Raw genomic sequence first — 23637 nt, forward strand, 5'->3', positions numbered from 1 at the left:
TCATCCCCGACTACATCGACAATAAAACCCAAAACCCAATTTGTCGATTTTGAATGAACGGCATATCCCTCTTCTGATTGCTTGAGATTGACTTGATATTGCATATTTTTAAGATCATCCCGTCCTTAATAAAAATTTGGGCAAGACTATTATGGCTCTTCGTTACTTGGTATGGTTCGATAGGGGAGCATAAATCGACTAAATCCTTATCTGGCAAGAGACTTAATTGATTAGTTCGCTTTAGATAAAAAACAATTGACAAAAATCGCTAAATGCCTTTCTATACAAGGGTTACATCCTCTATAACCCCCGTTCATTGCATAACATAAACCGAAGAGCCACTATTATTAGTATAAGTAGTCGTGCAAAATAAATTTCCTAGTGAAGAAAGGCAAAAGGTAAGGGGGGGTTAGATATGTGTAATTAATTTTGCTTAGGTACTTAACATCACCTAAGCATTGCGCTACTGCTACCATTACCTTTACCAACCCCTCATCCAGCAATTCCTGATTTTTCTGCACAATGCGGGGTTCATCGCCATCATTGCAGGATAATAGCTGATTAATCAGGTTGAGGCAGGGTTTAACCGCCATCCATCATCGCAAATCTGGCAGTTATTATTAATTTGTTGTTATGATCATTCCAGGGGGTGTGTTAAGGTAAAATAACGCACCCTGATTGGTCTAAAGATATTCTTAGTACCTAGGTAAAATTAATTACACCTATCTCACTACCTCTTGCCTTTTGCCTTTTGCCTATCCTAACCAAAAAATTAATTTTGCACGACTACTTATGAAAAGCATTGTTTTAATTGTTGGCTTTGAAACCTTTAACAGTAATTTGTATCGGCAATCGGGCCTGTTGGCTAGTTCTAAATGTCCCGATTTAGAGGTAAAAGTATTCAGCGATAAATCCTTGACTAGCGAACCGGAAATAGTCGAGCAAGCTTTAGCCACTGCTGACATTTTTTTTGCTAGTTTGATCTTCGATTACGATCAAGTTACTTGGCTGCGGCAACGAGCGGCACAGATTCCCATTCGCTTAGTTTTTGAGTCTGCTTTAGAGTTAATGAGTTTAACCCGTTTGGGAGAATTTGCCATCGGGGATAAACCAAAAGGAATGCCAAAACCAATTCAATTTATCTTGAGTAAATTTTCCAGTGGCAAGGAAGAAGATAAGTTAGCTGGTTATCTCAGTTTCCTTAAAACTGGTCCGAAACTGCTGAAATTTATTCCCGCTAAAAAAGTTCAAGATTTGCGTAATTGGTTAATTATTTACGGTTATTGGAATGCGGGAGGAACCGAAAATGTTGCCGCTATGTGTTGGGTAATTGCCCAAAAATATCTAGGATTAAAAGTACAGGAAATCCCCGAAGTTATCGAAACTCCCAATAAGGGACTACTACACCCCGATTATCAGGGTTATTTTCTCACTCCCCAAGAATATTTAGCTTGGTATAAGAAAAATAAATCCCTTGATAAACCAGTGGTGGCCCTGCTGCTTTATCGGAAGCACGTTATCAGTAAACTACCCTATATTAATCAATTAATCCGTCATTTTGAAACGGCTAATTTAATTCCCCTACCCGTGTTTATTAACGGAGTGGAAGGCCATACAATTGTTCGGGATTGGTTAACTACAGACTACGAAATTCAGCAAAGAAAAAAAGGAATCATTGAAACTCCTTCTTTAAGTGAAGATGTGGTGAAAGTAGATGCAATTGTTTCGACGATTGGCTTTCCTTTGGTGGGGGGTCCTGCGGGTTCTATGGAAGCAGGAAGACAGGTAGAAGTGGCTAAACGAATTCTGTCGGCTAAAAATATTCCTTATCTTATCGCTGCCCCTTTATTGATTCAAGATATTTATTCTTGGACAAGACAGGGAATCGGTGGTTTACAGAGTGTGGTTCTATACGCTTTACCGGAATTAGATGGGGCAATTGATACAATTCCTCTGGGGGGATTAGTGGGGGAAACTATCTATTTAATCCCCGAAAGATTACAGCGTTTAACTGGACGTTTAAATAGTTGGATTAAGTTACATAAAACCCCTCCGCAAGAACGCAAAATAGCCATCATTCTCTATGGATTTCCCCCGGGTTATGGGGCAGTTGGTACGGCAGCTTTATTAAATGTTCCCCGAAGTTTAGTTAAGTTTTTACAAGCTTTACAAGCGCAGGGTTATAATCTGGGAACGATTCCCGAAGACGGGGAAGAAATTATTCAAAAAGTTAAATTTGCCGATGATGAAAATCTCTCTAAACAAAATCGTTTATCGATAGAAACTTTAGAAAATTGGCTAGGTTATCTATTAATTTCTCGCATCGAAAAACACTGGAAATCTCTTAAAGATGCGGGTATAAAAACTATTGGCGACCAGTATCATTTAGGGGGAATTGAGTTAGGTAATATCTGGATTGGAGTGCAGCCACCTTTAGGAATTGCTGGGGATCCGATGCGGTTAATGTTTGAAAAAGATTTAACTCCTCACCCTCAGTATGCAGCCTTTTATCAGTGGTTACAAAAAGATTTTAAGACCGATGCGCTCGTTCATTTTGGTATGCACGGAACTGTCGAATGGCTGCCCGGTTCACCCCTAGGAAATACCGGTTATTCTTGGTCAGATATTTTATTAGGGGATTTACCGAATTTATATATTTATGCCGCTAATAATCCCTCGGAATCTATCCTAGCTAAACGTCGCGGTTATGGGGTGTTAATTTCCCATAATGTGCCTCCCTACGGACGAGCGGGATTGTATAAAGAATTGATGATTTTACGAGATTTGATTGCCGAGTTTCGAGAAAATCCTGAGAAAAATTACGCTTTAAGAGATAGTATTCTCCAAAAAATTATTGATACAGGTATCTCTAAAGATTGTCCTTTTCTGGAAGCAGAAAAACAGGGAATAGAATTCAATTTAGAAAATGCAAAATTATTTAGCCGCTATGCACTAACCGATTATTTTGTCAAGGTGTATAATTACCTGCAAATCGTCGAGCAAAGACTATTTTCTTCGGGTTTACACACCCTAGGAACTGCTCCCAATCAGGAAGAATTAAAAGGTTATCTTGATGCTTATTTTACCGATTTATCTGAGCGAGAATTTCAGCAAATTCTCGCTGATGAAGCAACCAATGAAAAGGTTAAAGAAGGCATTACTATTAAAAATTTATTAGGACAAAATAGCGAGGAGTTAACTAATCTTTTGCGGGGATTAAATGGGGAATATATACCCCCAGCGCCGGGGGGTGATTTACTCCGGGATGGTGCGGGAGTTTTGCCTACAGGACGCAATATACACGCTTTAGACCCCTACCGGATGCCTTCCCCAGCAGCCTACACCCGCGGACGAGAAATCGCCAAAAAACTGCTAGAACAAAACTTAACCGAAAAAGGAAAATATCCCGAAACTGTAGCGGTTTTACTCTGGGGATTAGATGTGATTAAAACTAAGGGTGAGTCCCTGGGTATTCTCTTAGAATTAGTTGGTGCAGAACCGGTGAAAGAGGGAACAGGAAGAATTGTTAGGTATGAATTAAAACCTCTAGGGGAAATTGGACACCCGCGCATCGATATTCTGGCTAATTTATCGGGAATTTTTCGGGATACTTTTATCAATATTATCGAGTTATTGGATGATTTAATGCAGCGGGCAGCCGAGATAGAAGAATCGGAAAATGATAATTATATCCGTAAACACTATTTAGCCTTAAAAAGTCAAGGAATTGACAATGCCAGCGCTCGTTTATTTTCCAATCCTGCTGGGGATTTTGGCTCTTTAGTTAATGACCAAGTAGTGGAGGGAAATTGGGACAATGACAACGAATTAGCGAAAACTTGGGAAAAGCGTAATGTTTTTAGTTATGGTCGTCAAGATAAGGGACAAGCGCGACCAGAAGTGCTACAACAGTTATTAAAAACCAGTGAGAGTATTATCCAAGAAATTGACTCGGTAGAGTACGGTTTAACCGATATTCAGGAATACTACGGCAACACGGGAGGATTAAAATTAGCCGCAGAAAAACAAAGCGGTCAACGGGTGATGACAAGTTTTGTTGAGAGTTTTTCCAATGATACAACTCCCCGCAAATTAGAGGAAGTTTTGCGCTTAGAATACCGCAGTAAATTACTCAATCCTAAATGGGCCAATGCTATGGTTAATCAAGGTTCCGGTGGGGCCTACGAAATCTCCCAAAGAATGACCGCTTTAATTGGTTGGGGCGGTACGGCTAATTTTAGTGACGATTGGGTGTATGATCAGGCAGCCGATACCTACGCTTTTGATGCAGAAATGGCGGAAAAATTGCGTCAAGCTAATCCTGAAGCTTTCCGTAATATTGTCGGTAGAATGTTAGAAGCACAGGGTCGCGGTTTTTGGCAAGCAGACCCCGACAAATTAGAGAAATTACAGGAATTATATCAATTGACCGATGAAAAGTTAGAAGGGGTTACTTAGGGTTTGCTGAATAAATCTAAAAACCTTCTTGGATAATATCTTTAGGCTTTTTTGAAATCAAAAAGTGCCAGCGATTGGAGTGATTGGGGGGAAAATTCAGGTACTTTTTCCCCAAAAATGGCTCTCTTGGATTTGGTGGGTAAAATGTATTCTAAGATACATTCCCCCTAGCGAGGGGGTGGAAGGAACCACAAAGACACAAAGGACACAAAGATTGATCGATCCTAAGTAGTCGTGCAAAATTAATTTCCTAGCAAAGATAGGCAAAAGGCAAGAGGCAAAAGGCAAGAGGGGGTTAGATATGTGTAATTAATTTTGCTTAGGTACTTATGTAAGTTAAACTTATCACACAGAACCTAGAAGAGCCCAAAAATTAGGTAATTGACTCCCTGAAAATTGGTACAACCCCACACCCTGACACCAGGAAAAACTTTTTGCCGCAAACCCTACTTAGGGTTTTCATGGCAACAGGGAATCCTTGTGATAATCTGATTTCCCTCCTGTTTTACTCAGCAGACGGATATTTTCAATCAGGATTGATTTTTCTAACGCTTTAGCCATATCGTATAAAGTCAAGGCTGCCACAGACACCGCTGTTAAAGCCTCCATTTCTACCCCAGTTTCCGATTTTGTCACCACTTCTGCCCGAATTTCGTAACCGGGTAACTCTGCTTTCGGGATAATCTGAACATTGATTTTTTGCAAGGGTAAGGGATGACAAAGGGGAATTAAGGAGGCAGTTTGTTTGGCCGCCATAATTCCCGCTAGTCTGGCAGTCCCTAAAACGTCACCTTTAGGCGCATTTCCCTGTTCTATAGCTTCAAAAGTAGTTTTTAGCATTCTCACTTGTCCTAGGGCAATAGCAGTGCGTTTAGTGGGCATTTTCTCTGATACATCCACCATCCGGGCCTCGCCTTGGCTGTCGAGATGAGATAATTTTTCTTTACCCTCTTGCGTCATTGAATGAACCTGTGCTATAGTAGTTTACTGTTGAGAAAAACAAGGGCTTGTAGCTTAGTGGATTAGAGCGTGTGGCTACGGACCACAAGGTCGGGAGTTCGAGTCTCTCCAAGCCCGTTAGATACAATGGCACATACTACAGGAATTAGGTTCCGATGGTTCCTAGTTCCTTTGGTTTTTTAGCCCATCTCCCTCAAGTCCCTAATGTAGTACAAATCGTCTTTGATAACAATCAAAAGCTTGCTGAAATTGTTTACTGGTTTTGGGAATGACTTCTATAGATCTCTTGCAAAAGTAATCAAGATATATCCTTTTGTCGGTAACGAAGTTCGTAATTGTAGATACCAGCAATCAAATTCAATCTCAGATCAAATTGCCGTCTGCGATTTCTGTATCTTGATGAAAGTATCCGAAATATTTTGAGACGACGATGAATATGTTCTATAACTCTGCTCCGTTGTGATAACTGACGATTGGCTTTTTTTTTGCTCTTTACTTAGTTTTTCTTTTTTCTTTTTTTTATGAGGGATTTGACTGTTTTGATGGATTTTCTGAATTCCTTGATAGTCTTTATCCCCTAATATTTCTATTTCCTTATTTAACCTTATTTTGCTCTCTTGACCCAGTCGAAAATCATGGACTCTTCCTTTCTCACAAGGGACACAGATTACCTGCTCGCTTTTTTGGTCGCAACGCGCTCGCTGCGCGAGATCGGCAACGACTTGCGACTTTAATGTGTGGTATCCCTGCTTTCCACTATAGCATGATTTCTGTTTTTTTTCGGTCTTTCTATCTCCTGTTCTGACACATCCACCACTATTACTTCTATTTCACTATTACTTTCTAATAGGGCTTTTTTTTCCGGTAGGTAGATTAAACAGCAGCAATTCTCATTTTAAGGTTTCATGACATTAAAACCCTTGCACCTAGAGGGATTAATAAGACTTATAGCAGAGAACGAGTTGTTTAGGACAACCTAAATCGCTAAAATTCAGTTCTGGCAAGGATTTTCCTTCTGCCTTCTGCCCTCTGCTATAATAGCGCACTGTGCGGTTTAATCACCTCAATCAGGAGTCAGGAGACGATGCCAAATCAAATTATACTTCATCTTTATGAGAAACGCTGTAAGCTGTAATAATTAAGAGACATCTTAAAAAAAGTCAGAAACCCTTCTGTTCCCTGTTCCGGAGTTCCCTTGTCTCTAAAGTTAACTTTATTTTTAACTAGGTACTTAGAATGAAAAATGAAACATTAAATCTAGAATTTTCTCCCGATGTTCTTGCCGCTTTAAAAATAGGAATTGATGAACCCGGTCAAGAAATTAAACTTCTGGCCGCTATTTATTATTTTCAAGAAAAGCGACTTTCTTTAGGAAAAGCGGCGGAATTAGCGAGAATTAATCGCCTAGAATTTATGGATATTTTGTCTAAAAAAGGGATTGTATTGTTTGATTATGACGAATCGGCGTTAGCGGTTGAATTAAAGGGAATAGAAAAACTGGAACCTGATGATTGTAAGTAACGCTACTCCCCTCATCGCTTTTGCGCAAATTGGTCAACTCGGTCTTTTACAAGAAATAGTTAAAAGCATCGTTATTCCTAAGGTAGTAGCTCTTGAAATCAGCACTTACGATCAAGACAAAACTGGCTCGATCAATCTATTACGAGAACAGTGGATTTCTGTCCGAGAAATCGCCTCTCAACATCAGGTTTCCTTACTAAGCTAAGACGCATTTAAACCGCTTATTCTTAGATTAGCCGACCCCCCCCAATCCCTTTACTGTTGCCTTTTGCCTCTTGCCTTTTGCCTCGTCTCAACAAGCAATTTAAATTACGAACAGCTTATTACCGACTCTAGATCGAGGAGAATCAGAAGTCATCGTCCTTGCACTAGAACAAAAAGCCTCTTTAGTACTTATCGATGAATTAGCTGCTCGTCAGGTGTGTAAATCTCTCAATATTCCAATTACAGGTTCGATCGGTATTTTAATTAAAGCAAAACAGTTGGGAAAGATCGCTGCAGTCAAACCTTACATAGAAACGATACAACAACAAGGCATATACTACAGCCAGAAATTTATTGATTTTGTTTTACAAACAGTAGCAGAAGGATAGGGGAGAGTATTGTTCACTTTCGGGATCAGCTGAAACCCTTGTTTTTTGCGATCCCTTGACCGTCACCATGAGTTAATAATAACTGCCGGATTTGCGATGATGGATGGCGGTTAAACCCTGGTGTAAAACCTTGCCTTTTTCTGCGATCGCATAAATCAGCCAATGATCACCGCACTCCATTCGTTGTTCTACCCGACATTCCAGATAAGCGAGCGCTTCGGCCAAAATCGGCCCACCGTTCTCAGCTTTAGTGGTTTCGATATTAGCGAAACGATCTTCTCCTGGAGTAAAAGGTTTAAGAAAATGCTTCATTAAAGCCAAATGTTGACCTTCTTGGAGGATATTAAGGACAAAAGGCGTACCGCTATAAAGCAGAGACTCGATCGCTCGTTCTTTCGCCACGGCAATAGTCAATCCGGGGGGGGTGAACGTCGCTTGCGACACCCAAGAGGCTAACATGGCGCCGCGCAATTCTCCCAATTCGCAGGTGACGATACAGAGAGAACCCACCAAACGTCCCAGGGACTGCGATCGCCGATCGCTTTGGGATTGGTTAACATTAGTTTTCGGTTGTCTGCTTTTGCGAGCTTTTTTGACTGCTTGAGCGAAATCGGTTCCTGCTTCCTCACAGGTCTTTAAAATTGCCTCCGTGGGTGTAAATTTAACCCGAATTGGCTCAAAACCGAAGCGATAACCGCCATCCCGGAATTTACCTTCTAAAAGATCCACCGCTTCCCCACTCCAACCGTAGGAGCCAAAAACCCCCACCAGCTTGCTTTTATCGCCATTTGCTAGGGTAATCCCCAAGGCAGTTTGGATGGGAGTCGGTGCGTGTCCTCCCAAAGTGGGGGAACCAAAGATAAAACCGACACTTTTTTCGATCGCCGTTTTGATCTCGTCTGGTTCGGCGGACTCGGCATTAATCGCCGTCACTGCTACTCCCGCTTTCGTAATCCCGATGGCGATCGCTTGAGCGAGGGTGGCGGTGTTGCCGTAGGCACTGGCATAAATCAGGGCGATTGTCAACTCTTGGGACTTTTGTACTGCTAACCATTGTTGATAGGAAAGGGTCAATTCGTGCATTCCGTAACGCACCAGAGGACCGTGACCAACAGCATAAAATAAGGGCGATTTAGCGGCTAATTTCTCCAAAGCGTTGCTAATTTGGCCCGCATAGGGAGCCATGAGACAATCGAAATAATAACGCCGATCTTCGTTATAAACCGTCCAACCCTCGTCAAAAATTTGGTCGCCACAAACGTGCGCTCCGAATAATTTATCGGTGTAGAGAATATCGGTTTTGCTGTCGTAGGTACAGAGTTGATCAGGAAATCTGGGGTTAGGAGTGAGGATAAATTCTAATTGATGGTTTGCTCCTAAATTTAATATTTCTTCCCCCTTGACAACCAACAGATTTAATGCTTCGGTTTCAAGAATTTTTTTCAGGGAAATTGCCCCCGGATTGGAACAAACAAAAGTGACTTGAGGCGCGATTTCTAAAAGTGCCTTGAGGGTGACGGCACGATTGGGGTTAACGTGACCCAGGATAATATAATCAATAGTTTTCGGATCGATTCTTTTAGTTAAAGCCTCTAAAAATATAGCAGAGAATGATTCCCCCGGTGGATCAAAAAGAGCGACCTTTTCACCTTTAATTAGATAACTATTGGCGGTGGTTCCCTTTTGTAATCCGTATTCGATCTCGAATTTTAACCGGTCCCAAGTGCGGGAACGAAAGACAAAAGTATCGACGGCAATCGGTGCTACTTGTACATCTCTCGGTTTGACAATTGCATTATTCATAATCTTAGTTACCAGTTATCAGTTAAGTAGTCAATTAGTTAAGCGGCAACTTGAGGCTGTCATCATTTTTTACTAGGCAAGTTTGGCATCAAAGTCAACACTTGATTTTTGACTAAATACAGCCTTTTATCGCTGGGGACGAGTGGGGAAATTTACAGGTTATCTTGCTAGCCAGAAGGACATCAATATCTAAAGTACACCATCTCTGGGAAGAAACCTAGCTTCTGGCAATTTGTTCGCAGGTAACAATACTCCTCTGGGGGGATTTGCCAGTCTATTGAGAAATTCTAAAGGGAAGGTGATCCCCAGAAGCGAGGTGCTAGTCTGGGGGAAACCCTGCTCTTTCCCTATCAAGCAAAGTTTTTATGAGCTATCCGCACTCGTCTTTTGACTGCACTAGCGCCAATTTTGAGAAAGCCGCTTTGAGTCATTTTCGCACTCTTGTGGCTTTTTTACCGGACAATTGCCGTATTTACCGGCAAACTTGGGAATTTTCTACGGTTCTCTGTCTCGATTTTCTAGCCTGTTTGCAGGGACTAGCGATCACCCGTCAAAATTTCGCCCATCTAGTTAATGTGACACAAGAACTGGGTTTAGGTCAAGCAATTATTTTGAAAGTCGGCAATAAAATCGTTGAGTGGCATCGTTTAACAGTCTAGAAAAAAATCGGCTCTCTCTGTTCTTTGTGTCTCTGGGGTTTATCTTTAACGCTGCTGAAATAACCGAATAAAAAGGTAGATTGTCGGCTATTCTAGAACTGTTTGAGTTGAGAAAAAGCTCCGATAATTTGACCAAGGCTAATACCACCATCATTAGTGGGAACAGTTTGCTGCCAGTAGGGTTGAAATCCCGTAGCTTGTAGGCGATTAATTGTTCTTTCCGTCAGATAACGATTTTGAAAACAGCCTCCCGTCAGGAGAATTTTTTCTCTACCTATTTGGTGGGCAATTTCTACAACAATCTCACTTAAACTATTATGAAATTTAGCGGCAATTATGCCGATTTGTCCTTGTTTTTCTAAATCCTCAACAACTCCTAAAATTATCTGATTCCAATCAATAACTATGGGTGAGTCAGCTGATAAAGAAAAATTATAATATTCCTCCGTTTTAATGCCCTCAAGGGCGAATTCTAATTGCATTGCTGCTTGTCCCTCAAAACTTAATTGATAACATAAACCTAGGATCGCCGCCACACCATCAAACAAACGCCCGACACTAGAAGTTAAAGGACAATTAATTTTTTTTGTTAACATTTGCCTAAAAATCGACCATTCCTGTTCACTAAAAGCTGATTTTATCCTATCGGTATTTTCCATAACTTCTAGTAATCCTAAAGCTACGCGTCTAGGTTCTTTAACCGCTTTTTCTCCTCCGGGTAATGGCCAGGGTTTAAAATGGGCGACTCGCTGCCAAGAATCGGCAGTAATATGGATAAATTCTCCCCCCCAAATTGTGCCGTCTAAACCGTATCCCGTTCCATCCCAAGCAACACCTAAAACTGGAGGTTGTAGCTGATGTTCTGCCATGCAGGATAAAACGTGAGCGTAATGGTGTTGAATGGGAATAACGGGCAAATTTAAGCTATAAGCGTACTTTGTCGCTAGATATTCTGGATGAGCATCACAGGCAATAATTTCTGGTACAAATTCGTATAATTTTTTTAAACTATCGAGGATATTTTCAAAATGATTAACGGCATTAACTGTATCTAAATCGCCGATATGTTGACTGATAAAAACTTGATTTTTTTGATAGATAGCCACGGTATTTTTAAAATAACTTCCCACGGCCAAAATCGGGGGAAAATCTCCCTCATTAACTTTAACGGGAAAGGGAGCATATCCCCGCGCTCGCCGCAAAATCATCGCTTTTCCCGCCATTTCCCTGATAATAGAGTCATCCACTGGTCGAAGGATGGGACGATTGTGAACTAGAAATAAATCGGCGATTGTTCCTAATTTTTCTAAAGCTTCTTTTTCCTCAATACAGATAGGTTCATCGGCTAGATTACCACTAGTTGCTACAATAGGAAAGCCTAATTCTGCTAATAAAAGATGATGTAGGGGAGTATAGGGTAACATGACTCCTAGATAGGGATTATCTGGAGAAACCGAAGGAGAAAGATAATTTTTTCTTTGTTTAATCAGGACAATTGCCGATGCAGGAGACTGCAATAATTGCGATTCTAAAGAAGAGACATAACCATGCTTTTTCACTAACTCAAGATTAGGATACATCACGGCAAAAGGTTTATCCGGTCGCTGTTTACGTTGTCGCAATTTTTGCACTGCTTCCGTATTTCTTGCATCGACAACTAGGTGAAATCCTCCTAATCCTTTGATCGCTATAATTTTTCCCTGTTGAATTGCTCTAGCGGTGGCGATTAAAGCTTGATCTTTTTCCCCTAATACAGTTCCTTGACTGTCTAAAAGACTAATTTGGGGTCCGCAACGAGGACAGGCATTCGGTTGGGCATGAAAACGGCGATCCAGAGGGTTTTCGTATTCCCTTTGACATTGGGGACACTGATTAAAACCCCTCATAGTTGTGGCACTGCGATCATAGGGTAAACCCTCGATAATACTGTAGCGAGGACCGCAGTTAGTGCAGTTAGTAAAAGGATAGCGATAACGACGATTATTCGGGTCAAAAATATCGGCTAAACAATCGGGACAAGTGGCTAAATCGGGCAGAACAATTGTATTTTTTTCACCGCCGCCGCTATGACGTATGCTAAAGTTTTGATAACCGACGGAATTTAACCATTGAGTCTCAATATTTTCAACTAGCGATCGAGGAGGTTTTTCTAAAGATAATCGAGTCAAAAAAGTTTCTAGTTTTTCTTGATCGCCCTCGACTTCAATAAAAACCCCCGCTGCTGTATTATTCACCCAACCAGTTAGGTTTAATTCCGTTGCTAATCGATAAACAAAAGGACGAAAACCGACCCCTTGTACTGCTCCGCGCACAATTAAAGCTAATCGCTGATCGGATTGACTGCTCTGATTATTCATAAATAATTTAACGGAGAAATCATCAAATCTATCCCTGATTACTTTTCCCGTTATACTAAACTGTCACTAATCACCTGACAGCATTCTTCCACACTAGTCCTTTTTTCCATAGCTATCACTAAAGCTTGATAAGCAGTCTGTTGTTTTTCTAAAAGAGTTTTTGCCTGTAATAAACTCCAGCGCTCTTTCTGAGCATAATTATTCTCAGGAACCCCCGCTAATTTTAAGGCCGATTGCAGATAAAATCGATCGCTTTCTCCCCCTGTCGCTTTACCATAAACTAAGGTTTCGGCAGCAATTCCCGCCATCCACACCGTAGAAATTCTCTCTAAAAAAGCGGGAAAATCGGTAAAGTTCTTGACTTTTTGCTCTAAATCTGCTAAATCAAATTGAACACCGCCGACTCCCTCCTGGCCTTGACGAAAGGCTTCCCAAGCGGTCAAACTATAACTGGCGATCGGAATACCCAAAATATAAGCGGTGAGAAAATGTCCGGCTTCGTGGTAGATAACTCTTTGACGGTGTTTACTAGGAGAAAGAGCATCCAGTAGTAAAGTCACGCCCCGGTTATTAAAGGTGAGAGTATCAACGGTAACTAATCCCAAGAGGCTAAAAGTAGCCAAAGCGGGGACAAAAGGCGAAATAGACAGCAAAGGAGTGACAAATACGGAAAGAGTGATCGAAAAAACGGCGATCGCGATCAGATTTAAGGCTGTCTGTTCCATAAAAATTAATAAAAATATACAAATGCTTAATACTATGTTACATGGCCTAGTTTTATTTTCCCCGAATCCAGTTTTTTACTTCCCCAATTTTTTCGGCTAAATCGGGGATTTTTACCACGGATGCCTCGATGAGTTGCACTCTTTCATTTAAACCCGTGATTTTTGCGTCTAAAGTCCTGATTTCTCCCTTAATTTCCGTCTGTCCTATCTCTAGGACTTGAATTTCTCTTTTGATCTCTCCGATGCTATTCTCGATCGCTTTTTGTCCACTCTCCAAAGAGGTTAAACGAGTTTCGATCGCTTTTTGTCCACTCTCCAAAGAGGTTAAACGAGTTTCGATCGCTTTTTGTCCACTCTCCAAAGAGGTTAAACGAGTTTCGATCGCTTTTTGTCCACTCTCCAAAGAGGTTAAACGAGTTTCGATCGCTTTTTGTCCATTGATAATCAAATCTTCTAACCTTTTTAGGTCATTTTCCGTAAAAGCCGTCATCAGCTAAACTCCTAATAGATTAATTTTTTCTCGTCTTGAGATTAAATCGATCGTTGACTAACTTAATTATGGAGTCAAAATCAAGCTGTTACCCACTGATAGTTCTAGGTTCGACGCAGCAATAGGGATTTAGGGTGATCGGGAAATTTCCGCTAAATCCCCCATCTCCCCACTTCCCCACTCCCCTTTAACATAAATAAATATTATTGTTTTTCACTATGGATAACTTTTAAGTACCTAAGCAAAATTAATTACACATATCTAACCCCCTCTTGCCTTTTGCCTCTTGCCTTTTGCCTATCTTTACTAGGAAATTAATTTTGCACGACTACTTATTGATGAATATTGATCGCACTATCCAAGAGGCAATAGGGATTTAGGGTGATAGGGAAATTTCCCCCACTTCCCCCATCTCCCCACTGATAATTCATAATTTATAATTCATAATTCCCCACCTCCCCTTTAACATAAATAAATATTATTGTTTTCCACTATGGATAACTTTTATTGATGAATATTGATCGCACTATCCAAGAGGCAATAGGGATTTAGGGTGATAGGGAAATTTCCCCCACTTCCCCCATCTCCCCACTGATAATTCATAATTCATAATTCCCCACCTCCCCTTTAACATAAATAAATATTATTGTTTTCCACTATGGATAACTTTTATTGATGAATATTGATCGCACTATCCAAGGGGCAATAGGGATTTAGGGTGATAGGGAAATTTCCCCCACTTCCCCCATCTCCCCACTGATAATTCATAATTTATAATTCATAATTCATAATTCCCCACTTCCCTTTAACATAAATAAATATTATTGTTTTCCTGTATGGATAACTTTTATTGATGAATATCGATCGCACTATCCAACTAGCTCATCAATTAGCGGAGGCTTCTGGAGAGATTATCCGGCGCTATTTTCGGCAGCCTCATCTAGAAACCGAAACCAAACTCGATCAAGTTTCCTCAATAGTAACAATCGCCGATCAAGAAGCTGAGGAGGCGATGGTGGCGATTATTCGGCGAGAATTGCCTGAAGATGGGGTTATTCGGGAAGAAGGACTTAATATTCCCTCCCAAAGTGGTCGTTATTGGGTATTGGATCCAATCGATGGCACATCCTCTTTTGTCAAGGGATTGCCGATTTTTGGGACTTTAATCGGCCTGGTGGCAGAAAATCGACCGATTTTAGGAATTGTCGATCAACCGATTTTAGGCGATCGCTGGTTAGGAGTGAAGGGAAAAGCGAGTCTTTATAATAACCAGATCATTGTTAATCCCTACCGTCAAGATCAAGAACTTGCCTTAAAAAATGCCTGTTTAGCCTCCACCACTCCCTTAATGTTTATCACAGAACGACAACAAGCGATCGCTCGTCAGCTGCAAACCGTCTGTAAACGTACCGCTTTTGGGGGTGATTGTTATAACTATATGATGTTAGCCACTGGCTGCACTGCCATGCCGATGGTAATCCTAGAATCAGACCTGAAATACTACGATTTTTGTGCTTTAATCCCGATTATTGAAGGTGCTGGCGGAATAATTAGCGATTGGTCAGGTAATCCCCTACAAGCTGATTCTAGCGAAGTTTTAGCCGTCTCTAATTCGGGTTTATGGCAGCAGGTTTTAGAACAAATCAGCAGAGTGGGTTAGTGCCAATACTAAGATAATTAGTCAACAACTAACCCACCCCTGCGGCAATTAAACGGTGGCTAATTGAGGTTGGGGACGTTTGCTGTTACGGATACCTTCGATCGCTGCTGCGTAATCAGGGGCATTAAATACCGCCGAACCTGCTACGATCGCATTAGCACCCGCTTCGAGAACTTGCCAAGTATTAGCCGGTTTTAAGCCGCCATCCACTTCAATCCAGGGATCCAAGCCTTTTTCATCGCAGATTTGGCGTAATTGACGGATTTTGGGGACCACTTCCGGGATAAAACTCTGGCCACCAAAACCGGGGTTAACGCTCATAATTAGGACCAAATCGCACAAATGCAGCACATATTCGATTAAATCTAAGGGAGTGGAGGGATTTAATACCACACCCGCTTGTTTACCGAGTTCGCGGATTTGGCAAAGAGTACGATGGAGGTGGGGAGAAGCATTATGTTCAGCGTGAACAGAAATAATGTCAGCACCCGCTTTCGCAAAGTCAGCCACATATTTTTCTGGTTCCACGATCATTAAATGCACATCTAAAGGTTTTTTCGTATAGGGACGAATAGCGGAGACAATCAGGGGTCCAATGGTGATATTCGGGACAAAACGACCATCCATCACATCAACGTGAATCCAATCGGCTCCTGCCTTATCCACAGCCTCGATATCGGCTCCTAATTTACTAAAATCCGCCGATAGGATCGAGGGAGAGACAACGATCGACTTCGAGCTTCCGTTTTGGGTCATGGCTAACTATAGAATTTCGTGTTTATATTTTCGTAACAATCTTATCAGCAATCAGTGATCAGTGATCAGTTATCAGTTATCAGTTATCAGTTATCAGTTATCAGTTATCAGTTCACTGAGAAAACACCCTACACCCTACACCCCACACCCCACCTACCTAGATTTACGAACTTTTTTGTCGAAACCGGATCATAAACTTTAAAAATTAGGCATGATGGGAATAGTTGGGATCGAGGGGGTGGAAAGATGGATAAACTGGTGGCTTTGTACTTACATACACTTGGCGATTTCGGGAATTTACGCTACCCTAGGTCTCAGGTTCTTTACATTTTGTTACCTAACATACGTAAGAAAACCTAGTCCCCATACCTTATTTTCTCAGGAAAGAATCTTAAAAAAGTGTTAAGGTTTTATAGTTGAGGAGTGTTATCAGGAGGAACATTGTGTTTAAACGACTTGCAGAACAGCATCGCCAATTGGTCAAAGACTTAGTCTTGGATTTACAGGCTTTAGCGATCGCCTTAGAAAATCAAGGTTATCTAGCATCTTGCTACACCTGTGGCGGTCAACTGAATAGCGCATCTTTTATGGTGGGATTGGGGGAAACCCATCTAATTCGGTTTCTCGTGTCCGATTACGGCATCACCTGGACAGAAATGCGCGACGATCGAGAGTTAATGAAACTCGAAGGTGCAGAAGCCATCAGCCAACTACAGGAATTATCTAATCTGATTAAATATCAAATTCCGCCGGCGGAATTTGTTGACAAAAAACCCTCCACCGTGCTGCAACGTTTCCAGACAGTTTAACCCCAGATGTTACCTAGACCTGTATGTTTAGCGAACTTTTTTCCCTAATCTTTCAGCCAACTATTGGCTAGATAGGCCATTCGTTTCATCTCTTTTCGTCCCCGAGAGACGGAATCGAGGATCATGCCAGAGGTCAAACTTAAAAAGGCTAAAAGCATGATCGAGGCCGATAAAATGGCGGTGGGAAAACGTGGTACTAAGCCGGTTTCGAGGTATTCAAACAGGACGGGGATCGCTAAGAGAAGGGAAATAACCGCCAAAATCAGCGAGACAAGGCTAAAAAAGAGAAAAGGACGAATTTCTTTAAAAAGTAGGATAGCGGTTCCCAATACCCGCCAGCCATCTTGAAAGGTTTTTAACTTACTTTGGGAACCTTCGGGACGTTCCCCGTAGAGGGTTGGTTCTTCAGCGAAGGGAATTTTTAATTCTAAAGCGTGGATAGTTAACTCGGTTTCAATCTCGAAACCATTGGACAAAGCGGGAAAAGATTTGACGAAACGACGGGAAAAGACACGATAACCAGAGAGCATATCGATTAAACGCGCTCCAAACAGAAATTTAACGAATCCCGTTAAAAATAGATTGCCAGCGCGATGACCTGGACGATAAGCCTGGGAGGATTTTACCGCTTCCCGACGCGCACCGACGACCATATCCAATTGTTCCTGCAGCATTCGTTCAATTAAGCGACGTACTGCCGCAATTTCGTAGGTATCATCACCATCGATGAGAATATAGATATCCGCTTCGATATCGGCAAACATCCGCCGGACAACGTTGCCTTTTCCCGGTTGGATTTCCTGACGCACGATCGCCCCCGCTTTCAGGGCCTCCGTCACGGTATCATCGGTAGAGCGGTTGTTATAGACATAAATTGTTGCTTCTGGCAAAAAAGTTTGAAATTGCGAGACCACTTTAGCGATTGTTAGTTCTTCGTTGTAACAGGGAATAATCGCAACTATACGGTAGTTTGGCAAGGAAATCGGCGGAATAGTAGTCATTTCGATTATGGCTAACGACAACGTTTAATGATGGTTAGGGGGGTGTCCTGGCGTTTAACAGCATGAACAATGGGACAATGGGGGAATGCTTGGAAATAATCGTATCGGGATAAACCCATGTAATAATCGGGGTCGGGAGCTTTTCCCCAAGCAAAGTCATCTCGATAGATCATTGTCAGGTTTCGTTGATGATTCTCTACCATTTCCGCTGCAAACATCGGACCGCTAACGACAATGGTAGAGTTAGCGGCGGCATTTTGATTAAGCCATTCCATCCCCTCCTTGAGACTTAATCCCCAGTAATCGGTTTCCTGTTGACCTTGGGCTGCTTTTAAGCCTCCGTAGGCGCGATTATAGTAGGTGTATTCGTAGGGATGCAGGCTAATCATGTCATAGACAATGACGCTAAAGTTGAGGATTAGCAGGGTCGTTAGAAAGATTTTTATTGACTTTCGCTTGAGTTTATGATATGTCCAAATAATGGTCGTAGATGCGATCGCTGCTAGGGCGGGAATGACAAATAAAAAGTGACGGATGCCGTCGTAGAGAGTAGATTGACTCAGTATAGCAACGGTGGGCAGTAAAAACGCTTGCAGTAGGGTGATTATGGCGCAAGCACGCTGGGTTGGCGTTAATTTGGTTATTTTTGTCAAAATCCAAATTACACCGACCAAGGCGGCGATTTGCAGGAGGACGGGGGTGGTGAGGGAAAATAGCCGGGGTAGATAGTACCAAGGTAGGGAACGACCGGGGATATTTTGACCGTCAAAGAGAACTGTATTATCCCAGATGTTATACTTTGACATGAGGGTTATCGCTTCGATAAACCAAGTAATCGGGTTTCTCCAAGCGGCAGGATGGACAATATAGGTGGTTATTGCCCAAAAAAGTATAATAACTGCGTATAGGGGCAGAAAACGCCAGACGGTTTTGGGGAGGGTTTTGATATCCCAACGGGCCACTAGATGAGCAAAAATGAGATAAAAGAGGATGAAAAAGCCACCGATGCGAATTCCGGTGATTAAACCAGCAAGAATCCCGTAGAGGCAAGAATAAACGGTTAAACGGTTAAATCCTAGTCTAATAGCCTTATTTTCAGACTGAAAATATTTATTCAGCAATAGGGAACCAGTGAAGGTTCCGAGGGTAAACATGGCTGCAAAGGGAATATCTTTGGGATTAAAGAAGGTATGACCCCAAAAAGCGGGAAATAGGGCTAAAATTAGCGCACCTAACCAAGCGGATTCGATTCCTGCTAGGATAGCGACGATTCCCACCACCGATAGATAGGTAATCAGGGAAAAAAGAAAGGTGACAACGTGCTTAACCCGGGTTATTTGCCAGATCCTCGATAGCCATTTATCCTTATCAGTGGGATTGGGGGGAAGATTGGCAATAGCGGGGAAAAATTTTTCTTTGCTCTCGTAGATGAGCTGGGAGATGTAGTTAAAATAAAAGCCGTAATGACGCGACATTTCTGATATGGGCTTGTTTTCTCGGATATATTCGAGATTATGACTGACCATATCCACTTCGATCGGTTCGTCCCAAGTGATACCATAGTTTCTGACTACCGATAAACCAATTATCGCCAGAACTAGGATAACCGATAGAATTTTTAGATAAGCTTGCTTGACTGAGATTAACCCTTTTCTAGACTTCATTGGCGATCGAGTCAGTATGGTGGGCAATTTTATCACCTTAGTATATCAAAATTTGGTCAACTCGCCTAAGGACGTTTTTGGGAGTTAAAAGTTTCCGTTTGTATTTGTTAGCCAAACATGGTATATCAAGTAAAAAGCTATCAGCTAAAAGGCCGACTCGTTCCAGAACTAGTAATTAGTCTAATGGCACAAAAACGGGTTATTTTTCTCGTCAACTTCACCAGAACTATTGATTAAGTTATGACATTATTAAAACGGTTCAACCTGACTCATCCCCTCTTCTGGGCAGTAGTTTATTTTATCGCACTAGGAATTATCTCGGTTATTTTAGGTCAAGACGTTAGTTGGGATTTACGCAATTATCATTTCTATAATCCCTATATGTTATTAACGGGACGTTTTAAGTATGATGTCCTCCCAGCACAGATACAAACTTTCTTTAATCCTTTGATGGATGTTCCTTTTTTCGTCGCTATTTATTATCTAAAACTGCCTGCGATTGCCGTTGGGTTTTTAATGGGAGGATTTCACGGGTTAAATCAATGGTTAGTTCACCTAATTACCTATCATTCCCTAGATAAAGTTTCCGAAAGATACAAGATAACTTTAAGCATAGCGGCAGCGATTACCAGTATTTTTGGTGCAGCCTATATTTCCGAATTGGGAACCAGTATTGGAGATAGTACCAGCAGTGTTTTTGTTTTGGCAGGATTATTTTTAATTATTGCTTGTCTTGGTCGTAATCAACCAGTGAAGCTGAAAACTATAATTTTCGCAGGATTGCTTTTAGGACTAGCAACAGGACTAAAATTGACCACGGCAATGTATAGTATCAGTTTAATCGTGGCGATTAGTTTCTTAACCAATACCATCAAGGAAAAGCTGCGTAATCTTCTAACTTTAATTCTCTCTATGACTGTGGGATTTTCCCTGACGATGGGTTATTGGATAATCCTGATGTGGACTAATTTTGCTAATCCCCTTTTTCCCTTTTTCAACAAAATTTTTCAATCTCCCTACATCGAAACGGATTTTAATCTACAAGATACCCGGTTTTTGCCTAGAGACATTTGGCAATGGTTATTTTATCCCTTTTATTTTGTGCAGGAACAAACCCTAGTAGCTGAGGTAAAATTTAAAGAGATTCGTTTTGCTGTTGCCTATATTTTAATTGTCATTCTTCTGGGAGTGATTATTTATCAGTACACCTCTCGCCGTTCTCTGGATCAAAAAAATAATTTAGTTCATTTATCTATTCTCAGATTTTTATTACCTTTTTATTGTAGTGCCTATCTGATCTGGTTAAAGGGTTTTTCTATCTATCGTTACTTGATGGTTCTAGAGTTAATTACTCCAGTTTTAATCATCCTGATCATTGCCTATATTTATCCTCGTAAAAGGACAGTTTTTATAATCTCGATCGCTATTTTTGCCTTAATTGCCCCTACAGTCAAACCCTTGGACTGGTGGAGAATAGGATGGTCAGATAATTACTTTGGTATCGATAGTCAAGCATTAAAATCCTACGAAAATTCCACGATTGTTATGTGGGGAGATGAAGGAACGGGTTATCTAGTTCCCCATTTTCCCGCTTCGACTCGTTTTGTGCGATTGCGAGGGAATATGGGAGTCAGTGAGGGAACTTTAATGCGAAAAAATGCTGAAAAGTTTATCGCAGAAACCACAGTGGGTAATCTCTATATTCTGATGACTGACTTTAATAGCAAATCTCCAGAGCTAGGGGAGGATTTAGCGAAGGAAAATCTGGTTATTGACTTCCAAAATTGTCAACCCTTTCCCAGTAAAATTGAAAAGTATCATCTCTGTCGTCTTCAAAAAAAGTAATTAGCACGGAAAAGCTATTCTCTAACCATTGTTAATTGCTAGTGACTCCTACCTTTTATCTCTAATGATTTATCTATTGACGGTTAACTATAATTGCGGGGAATTAATTAAGCGTTTAATCGCTTCCCTCAACGATAACTTATCTGCTACTCTTATCATTGTTAACAATTCCCCTGAAGATAAAAATATCCAATCTTTAGCAGCGGAAAGAGTCAAGATTATGGAAGCGGGGGAAAATTTAGGATTTGGTAAAGGATGTAATCTAGGACTTGATTGGATCTATCAACAAGACAGAGAAGCTATCGTTTGGTTAGTTAATCCCGACGCTTACTTATTACCAGACTCTCTGGAGAAAGCAAGCAAATTTTTTCAGCAATATCCCGAAGTTGTCATCGCTGGTACAGAAATTTACGAACCAGATGGTAAAATCTGGTTTGGTTGGGGAAAATTTAATGCTAAAATCGGCACAATTAACGTGGTAGAGGAATCCTTAGACTATGGAGATAAACCCTATCTTATTCCCGACTGGGTGACGGGATGCAGTTTATTAATTAACTTCTCTAATTTGTCCACTTGTCCCCATTTTGATCCCGATTACTTTCTCTACTACGAAGACTTTGATTTTTCCCGAAGATACGCAAACCAAGGCTATTTAGTTGTTGTTACCAATCAGATTAAAATCATTCATGAACCATCTTCTATCACCCGTCGCTATGGTTATCTAAGACTAACTCATAATATCTATAGTTATCTTCTCAGTCTCGAAAAACATACGACTTTAACTATCCTTGTTTATCGCTTGCTGCGGATGAGTTTTATGTCTTTACTCATTCTTCCCATTAAACCCAAATTCTCCCTAGCCAAATTACAGGGAATTAAACTCTATTGTCAAAGAATTATCACTAAACTGCGTCTAGGTTGAAACTCTTATTTTTGCCGCTTCAGACAGCAGGTATTATTCTTACTAAATCCTATGTAAAAGCTATAGGAGAGCGGGGAGCGGGGGAGTAGTGGTGATGGTGAGCTGTAATTTTATCTCTCAGATTACTGAAGAGAACGAATCTGCAATTGGTAATAATTCTCGTCTAAACCTTGATTCTGCTTGTTATTAACCGAATTAAGCTGTTTTTGCAGTGCCAAAATGCGATCGCCTGTAGCGGGATGGGTGCTGAGAATTGCGGGGATAGAACCCCCCTGTTGTGCTAATTTTCCCATAAAGGAGATCATTGCCGTGGGTGCATAACCAGCCTCAGCTAGATTATTTAAACCCAGTCGGTCCGCTTCTAATTCATCTTTGCGACTATTGGGCAGATTATAGGTGAGATTGACTCCCAATTGTACCCAAGTTTTTGTGTCTAATCCCGCCGCGCTGAGAAGTCCTTGGGCGAGGGCAGTATTGCGTAATTGGGTGATAGAATGACGACCGACGATATGGCCGATTTCATGGGCAATAACGCTGGCTAATTCCGCCTCATTATCAGCAGTTTTAATCAATCCCGTGTGTAAATAGACAAATCCGCCCATAGTTGCGAAGGCGTTAATACTATTGTCGCGCACCACTTGAAAAGTGTAGGGAAGATCAGGGCGATCGCTTGTTGCCGCTAATCGCTGCCCAATTTCTTGGACATATTGGTTAATTTTGGCATCTTTGGACAGTTTTATCTTACCTGATTCTAACAAACCCTGATTAATCTGCCTACCGAGAGCGACTTCCTGCTGAGGAGAAATAGTGGTGAGTTGAATCACCTGCACACCGCGAAAAAGTAAATCCATCCACGAGCGCCCGAAACTGGGTGGGGGATAGACAATCCCGATACTCAGGGTGAGCAGCCCAGAAATGATTGTTAGTAGCCAAAAACGGTAGAAAATAGGGCGCATAAACGATTCGATCGCATAAAAACCTCATTCCTATTCTAGACAGTCCCTAACACCCTCTGTCTGCTACTGTCCCCGATTGGTTTGATAGACATAAAAGTTAAATAAATCGAATAAACTGCCAACAAAAGCAAAGGTGACAGCGATGGTTAACATTCCTTGTAGGGGATAACCGTCTCCGAAAACGGTTAAAAATTGCAGAATTTGGCTAAAAACAGTCTGAGAAACCCAAGTAAAGCCCGGGACATGACTGGTGGCGAATAAAGCAGTTAAAATAGAACCCACCAAGAGGACAGGTGCAACAAAACTTAATAGGGTGGAAAATAGCAGGGAACGGAGCAAAGTAAGCATGGGTGCTGATCTCCAGAGAATTAGGGGGCGATCGAACGGGAATAAGAATCTATACTCGCTCCCCTATAGAATATTACGTTCATCTGCGATAGGGACGGTCTTTTAAAGAA

Annotated in this window: 20 protein-coding genes, 1 tRNA gene and 1 pseudogene; 10 read left to right on the top strand and 12 right to left on the bottom strand. The window is 41.3% G+C overall.

All coding sequences use genetic code 11. The features are described 5' to 3' along the window. Positions 1-347 precede the first annotated feature (347 nt). Positions 348-593, bottom strand: a complete 246-nt coding sequence (locus ACE3JL_RS02950; protein ID WP_375328809.1) for a hypothetical protein — start codon at positions 591-593, stop codon at positions 348-350. Between the two features lie 199 nt (positions 594-792). Between ACE3JL_RS02950 and bchH the strand changes: the two genes are divergently transcribed. Further along, positions 793-4458 (top strand): magnesium chelatase subunit H, encoded by a 3666-nt coding sequence (gene bchH / locus ACE3JL_RS02955; RefSeq protein ID WP_375328810.1) that lies wholly within the window; start codon positions 793-795, stop codon positions 4456-4458. A 459-nt stretch (positions 4459-4917) separates the two neighbouring features. Here bchH and moaC read toward each other — a convergent pair whose 3' ends face one another. Continuing rightward, positions 4918-5418 (bottom strand): cyclic pyranopterin monophosphate synthase MoaC, encoded by a 501-nt coding sequence (gene moaC / locus ACE3JL_RS02960; RefSeq protein WP_375328811.1) that lies wholly within the window; start codon positions 5416-5418, stop codon positions 4918-4920. 43 nt (positions 5419-5461) lie between these two features. Here moaC and ACE3JL_RS02965 point away from each other — a divergent pair. Then, a tRNA-Arg gene (locus ACE3JL_RS02965) sits at positions 5462-5535 on the top strand. 251 nt (positions 5536-5786) lie between these two features. Here ACE3JL_RS02965 and ACE3JL_RS02970 read toward each other — a convergent pair. Further along, positions 5787-6146 (bottom strand): annotated as a pseudogene (locus ACE3JL_RS02970) (transposase family protein); the annotation flags it as partial. A 508-nt stretch (positions 6147-6654) separates the two neighbouring features. On the opposite strand from ACE3JL_RS02970, the gene ACE3JL_RS02975 reads away from it, so the two are divergent. From ACE3JL_RS02975 to ACE3JL_RS02985, 3 genes are all read left to right on the top strand, one after another. Then, complete coding sequence (locus tag ACE3JL_RS02975) at positions 6655-6939, top strand: UPF0175 family protein (RefSeq protein WP_271989664.1); 285 nt, start codon at positions 6655-6657, stop codon at positions 6937-6939. Next, the gene (locus ACE3JL_RS02980; RefSeq protein WP_375328812.1) at positions 6926-7144 is read left to right on the top strand and encodes a hypothetical protein; all 219 of its coding nucleotides are present in this window, start codon (positions 6926-6928) and stop codon (positions 7142-7144) included. The genes ACE3JL_RS02975 and ACE3JL_RS02980 overlap by 14 nt, the downstream gene beginning before the upstream one ends. A gap of 214 nt (positions 7145-7358) precedes the next feature. Continuing rightward, entirely contained in the window at positions 7359-7532 is a 174-nt protein-coding gene (locus ACE3JL_RS02985; protein ID WP_271989668.1) for a DUF3368 domain-containing protein, read from the top strand. A gap of 72 nt (positions 7533-7604) precedes the next feature. Here the strand turns inward: ACE3JL_RS02985 and ACE3JL_RS02990 are convergent, their stop codons facing one another. After that, a complete protein-coding gene (locus ACE3JL_RS02990; protein WP_375328813.1) occupies positions 7605-9335 on the bottom strand; it encodes a diflavin flavoprotein in 1731 nt (576 codons plus the stop codon). Positions 9336-9700: 365 nt separating this feature from the next. Between ACE3JL_RS02990 and ACE3JL_RS02995 the strand changes: the two genes are divergently transcribed. After that, positions 9701-9994, top strand: coding sequence for a hypothetical protein (locus ACE3JL_RS02995; RefSeq protein ID WP_375328814.1), 294 nt, complete (start codon positions 9701-9703; stop codon positions 9992-9994). A 92-nt stretch (positions 9995-10086) separates the two neighbouring features. Here ACE3JL_RS02995 and hypF read toward each other — a convergent pair whose 3' ends face one another. The 3 genes from hypF to ACE3JL_RS03010 are packed head-to-tail and all read right to left on the bottom strand — an operon-like array spanning position 10087 to position 13566. Continuing rightward, positions 10087-12351 carry a carbamoyltransferase HypF gene (hypF, locus tag ACE3JL_RS03000; RefSeq protein ID WP_375328815.1) on the bottom strand — a complete coding sequence of 755 codons (2265 nt, stop codon included), beginning with the start codon at positions 12349-12351 and terminating at the stop codon, positions 10087-10089. A 50-nt stretch (positions 12352-12401) separates the two neighbouring features. Then, on the bottom strand, positions 12402-13076 hold the full coding sequence (locus ACE3JL_RS03005; protein ID WP_271989672.1) for an ATP-dependent Zn protease: 675 nt from the start codon (positions 13074-13076) through the stop codon (positions 12402-12404). A 52-nt stretch (positions 13077-13128) separates the two neighbouring features. Further along, the gene (locus tag ACE3JL_RS03010) at positions 13129-13566 is read right to left on the bottom strand and encodes a hypothetical protein (RefSeq protein WP_375328816.1); all 438 of its coding nucleotides are present in this window, start codon (positions 13564-13566) and stop codon (positions 13129-13131) included. Between the two features lie 853 nt (positions 13567-14419). Between ACE3JL_RS03010 and hisN the strand changes: the two genes are divergently transcribed. Beyond that, positions 14420-15226 (top strand): histidinol-phosphatase, encoded by an 807-nt coding sequence (gene hisN / locus ACE3JL_RS03015; RefSeq protein ID WP_271989674.1) that lies wholly within the window; start codon positions 14420-14422, stop codon positions 15224-15226. 48 nt (positions 15227-15274) lie between these two features. Here hisN and rpe read toward each other — a convergent pair whose 3' ends face one another. Beyond that, a complete protein-coding gene (gene rpe / locus ACE3JL_RS03020; RefSeq protein ID WP_002736739.1) occupies positions 15275-15982 on the bottom strand; it encodes a ribulose-phosphate 3-epimerase in 708 nt (235 codons plus the stop codon). A gap of 443 nt (positions 15983-16425) precedes the next feature. Here rpe and ACE3JL_RS03025 point away from each other — a divergent pair, with 443 nt between their 5' ends. Then, complete coding sequence (locus ACE3JL_RS03025; protein ID WP_271989676.1) at positions 16426-16791, top strand: DUF1815 family protein; 366 nt, start codon at positions 16426-16428, stop codon at positions 16789-16791. Between the two features lie 44 nt (positions 16792-16835). Here ACE3JL_RS03025 and ACE3JL_RS03030 read toward each other — a convergent pair whose 3' ends face one another. Further along, positions 16836-17801: a glycosyltransferase family 2 protein gene (locus tag ACE3JL_RS03030; protein ID WP_375329575.1), complete on the bottom strand. Its 966-nt coding sequence runs from the start codon at positions 17799-17801 to the stop codon at positions 16836-16838. A 2-nt stretch (positions 17802-17803) separates the two neighbouring features. Next, a complete protein-coding gene (locus ACE3JL_RS03035; protein WP_375329576.1) occupies positions 17804-19456 on the bottom strand; it encodes a hypothetical protein in 1653 nt (550 codons plus the stop codon). Between the two features lie 240 nt (positions 19457-19696). Between ACE3JL_RS03035 and ACE3JL_RS03040 the strand changes: the two genes are divergently transcribed. Both ACE3JL_RS03040 and ACE3JL_RS03045 read left to right on the top strand, forming a co-directional pair. After that, positions 19697-21301 (top strand): hypothetical protein, encoded by a 1605-nt coding sequence (locus ACE3JL_RS03040; protein ID WP_375328817.1) that lies wholly within the window; start codon positions 19697-19699, stop codon positions 21299-21301. A gap of 64 nt (positions 21302-21365) precedes the next feature. After that, positions 21366-22223: a glycosyltransferase gene (locus ACE3JL_RS03045; protein WP_271993115.1), complete on the top strand. Its 858-nt coding sequence runs from the start codon at positions 21366-21368 to the stop codon at positions 22221-22223. A 122-nt stretch (positions 22224-22345) separates the two neighbouring features. On the opposite strand, the gene ACE3JL_RS03050 is transcribed toward ACE3JL_RS03045, so the two are convergent. Together ACE3JL_RS03050 and ACE3JL_RS03055 are read right to left on the bottom strand one after the other, a co-directional pair. Continuing rightward, a complete protein-coding gene (locus tag ACE3JL_RS03050) occupies positions 22346-23179 on the bottom strand; it encodes a M48 family metallopeptidase (protein ID WP_375328818.1) in 834 nt (277 codons plus the stop codon). Between the two features lie 63 nt (positions 23180-23242). After that, on the bottom strand, positions 23243-23527 hold the full coding sequence (locus ACE3JL_RS03055) for a hypothetical protein (protein ID WP_375328819.1): 285 nt from the start codon (positions 23525-23527) through the stop codon (positions 23243-23245). Between the last annotated feature and the right edge of the window lie 110 nt (positions 23528-23637).

This window comes from Microcystis sp. BLCC-F210, from assembly GCF_042134685.1.
Classification (GTDB): Bacteria; Cyanobacteriota; Cyanobacteriia; order Cyanobacteriales; family Microcystaceae; genus Microcystis; species Microcystis aeruginosa_D.

Coding starts and splice junctions, on each gene's coding strand:
- ACE3JL_RS02950 (WP_375328809.1), bottom strand. CDS start 593: ATGGCGGTTAAACCCTGCCTCAACCTGATTAATCAGCTATTATCCTGC.
- bchH (WP_375328810.1), top strand. CDS start 793: ATGAAAAGCATTGTTTTAATTGTTGGCTTTGAAACCTTTAACAGTAAT.
- moaC (WP_375328811.1), bottom strand. CDS start 5,418: ATGACGCAAGAGGGTAAAGAAAAATTATCTCATCTCGACAGCCAAGGC.
- ACE3JL_RS02975 (WP_271989664.1), top strand. CDS start 6,655: ATGAAAAATGAAACATTAAATCTAGAATTTTCTCCCGATGTTCTTGCC.
- ACE3JL_RS02980 (WP_375328812.1), top strand. CDS start 6,926: ATGATTGTAAGTAACGCTACTCCCCTCATCGCTTTTGCGCAAATTGGT.
- ACE3JL_RS02990 (WP_375328813.1), bottom strand. CDS start 9,335: ATGAATAATGCAATTGTCAAACCGAGAGATGTACAAGTAGCACCGATT.
- ACE3JL_RS02995 (WP_375328814.1), top strand. CDS start 9,701: ATGAGCTATCCGCACTCGTCTTTTGACTGCACTAGCGCCAATTTTGAG.
- hypF (WP_375328815.1), bottom strand. CDS start 12,351: ATGAATAATCAGAGCAGTCAATCCGATCAGCGATTAGCTTTAATTGTG.
- ACE3JL_RS03005 (WP_271989672.1), bottom strand. CDS start 13,076: ATGGAACAGACAGCCTTAAATCTGATCGCGATCGCCGTTTTTTCGATC.
- ACE3JL_RS03010 (WP_375328816.1), bottom strand. CDS start 13,566: ATGACGGCTTTTACGGAAAATGACCTAAAAAGGTTAGAAGATTTGATT.
- hisN (WP_271989674.1), top strand. CDS start 14,420: ATGAATATCGATCGCACTATCCAACTAGCTCATCAATTAGCGGAGGCT.
- rpe (WP_002736739.1), bottom strand. CDS start 15,982: ATGACCCAAAACGGAAGCTCGAAGTCGATCGTTGTCTCTCCCTCGATC.
- ACE3JL_RS03035 (WP_375329576.1), bottom strand. CDS start 19,456: ATGAAGTCTAGAAAAGGGTTAATCTCAGTCAAGCAAGCTTATCTAAAA.
- ACE3JL_RS03040 (WP_375328817.1), top strand. CDS start 19,697: ATGACATTATTAAAACGGTTCAACCTGACTCATCCCCTCTTCTGGGCA.
- ACE3JL_RS03045 (WP_271993115.1), top strand. CDS start 21,366: ATGATTTATCTATTGACGGTTAACTATAATTGCGGGGAATTAATTAAG.
- ACE3JL_RS03050 (WP_375328818.1), bottom strand. CDS start 23,179: ATGCGCCCTATTTTCTACCGTTTTTGGCTACTAACAATCATTTCTGGG.
- ACE3JL_RS03055 (WP_375328819.1), bottom strand. CDS start 23,527: ATGCTTACTTTGCTCCGTTCCCTGCTATTTTCCACCCTATTAAGTTTT.